The organism is Wenyingzhuangia sp. 2_MG-2023 (assembly GCF_030548295.1).
Lineage (GTDB): Bacteria > Bacteroidota > Bacteroidia > Flavobacteriales > Flavobacteriaceae > Wenyingzhuangia.
The window spans coordinates 1-2276 of the sequence record NZ_JAUOSB010000047.1 but is presented as its reverse complement, the minus strand read 5'-3'; the positions used below and the strand labels follow the sequence as shown (position 1 = coordinate 2276).

Below are 2276 nucleotides of genomic sequence, written 5' to 3'. Positions count from 1 at the left end.
AACACAGCAAACCCAAATCAGGAAGATGCTGATAATGATGGAATTGGAGATGCTTGTGACGACGATGCAGACAACGATGGAATTACTGATGACGTAGACAACTGTGTGAATACAGCAAACCCAAATCAAGAAGATGCTGATAATGATGGGATTGGAGATCCTTGTGATGATGATGCAGACAACGACGGAATCGTAGATAGCGTAGACAACTGTGTGAATACAGCGAATCCAAACCAGGAAGATGCTGATAATGACGGAATTGGAGATGCTTGTGATGATGATGATGCAGACAATGACGGAATCGTAGATTCAATCGACAACTGTGTGAACACACCAAATCCTGATCAGAAAGATATTGATGGTGATGGAATTGGAGATGTTTGTCAGAATATTAGTGACGATGACTGTTTTGATATTGATTGTGTTGATAGATATGGAATTACTTTTGAAAGATATTTAGTTCAAGAAGGGTTAGATGATGTGGTTGATGGAATTATTACACCAACACCAGAATTGGCCGCTATTAAATATTTAGATATTTCTAATAAAAACATGGTTGATTTGACAGGTGTTGAATACTTGACAGGTTTAGAGACATTGATTGCAAACGGTAATGATTTTGTACTTGGAGTTGATTTCAGTAAAAACGTAAACTTGAAACATTTAAGTTTAGATGATAACAACTTGACTAGTTTAGATGTTACTAAAAACATTCTTTTAGAAGTATTGATTGCAGGAGGTAACAACTTGACAGATATTGATTTAAGTAATAATGTGTTGTTGAGAGAATTAGAATTGAGATACAATCAGATTAAAAGTTTAGATGTAACAAACAACACATTATTAGAGTTGCTTTCGATTAAAGAAAATGGAACTTCTCTTGAAGAATTGTTGTTAGGAAACAATCCAAACTTAAAGTATTTGTATGCTTCATATAATGAATTAGATACTATCGATTTAACAGGAGTATTGAATTTAATTGAATTGTATTTAAATGATAACAATTTATCAGGAATTTTAGATTTGGATTACCATAACAGTTTGGAATTGATCAACTTGTGTAATAATAATTTGAAGAATTACCCTCCTGGAAATTGTGATGTTGAGAGAACATTGCCATTCAAGTTTAATACTTTAGAAGAGTACATGGTATTTGTAGGCTTGGATACAGATGGAGTTGTAAACGGATCTATCAACCCAAGTGCTGATGTTGCAACAATGACGTTCTTAGATATAACTGGTAGATGTATCATAGATATGTCTGGAATAGAATTGTTTACTTCATTAGAAGAATTACAAATGTCTGGTAACAATGTTGTTAACATTGACTTGTCTAACAATACATTACTAAAAGTCTTGAACATCCGAGGGAATAAATTGGAGAGTTTAGACTTGACAAACCAAGTAAACTTAGTAGAATTGTATGCAGGAGCAAACAATTTAACGAGTATCGACTTGAGTAATAACTTGTTGTTGACAAGGTTGAGCTTGAAAGGAAATAAATTAGATAGTTTAGATCTTACTGCAAATGAACTTTTAGTATATATCGAAGTACAAGGTAACGTATTAGAAGAGTTGTTGTTGGGGTACAAAATGTCTCTGCAATATTTGTACGCAGGAACAAACAAATTGAAAACAATAGATGTAAGTCAAGCGTTGAATTTGATAGTTTTAGAACTTGAAAACAACTTGTTAGAAGGGACATTGAACTTGGATAGAAACACTTGTTTGTTGATTGTTAATTTGAACCACAACTTATTGAGCAAGGTAGAATTCAATAATAAATACAATGCTCGTATACAGGATGATAACTTTAAAATCTTAAACAATCCTAATTTAACGTGCGTGAAAGTTGATAATGTTACTTACAGTACACTAAATTGGACAATTCATGTAGAAGACCCTAGTGTCTTTACAGAGTATGACGATTGTTCTACTGCTGGTACACCAGAGTTAACTGTTACTCACATAGAGGTTGTAGAAGGAAAAATAGTTGTTCCTTTTGATGTAGTAGAAACTAAAATCTACAAAATATCTGGAGAACAAGTAAGTAATATGGATTTAAGAGGTGTTTACTATGTAAGAATGGTAAATGTTGATGGAGAAGTGAAAATCAATAAGATATTGGTTGACTAATTTCAGTATAGATTCAAAATAAAAAAGCCAGGCTAATTAGCCTGGCTTTTTTATTTTAATTATTTGTCCCATCCTAGAATAAGTTGACACAAATTCGACTTATTTATGAAATATTCAGAGAATCCAAGGAAGAAGCGCAG

The 2276-nt window shown here is 32.7% G+C and carries 1 protein-coding gene; it reads left to right on the top strand.

Annotated features, from left to right (window positions below):
- Positions 1–2136: thrombospondin type 3 repeat-containing protein (locus Q4548_RS16550; RefSeq protein ID WP_303457110.1), on the top strand; the 2136-nt coding region annotated here is incomplete at its 5' end.
- Positions 2137–2276: the final 140 nt, after the last annotated feature.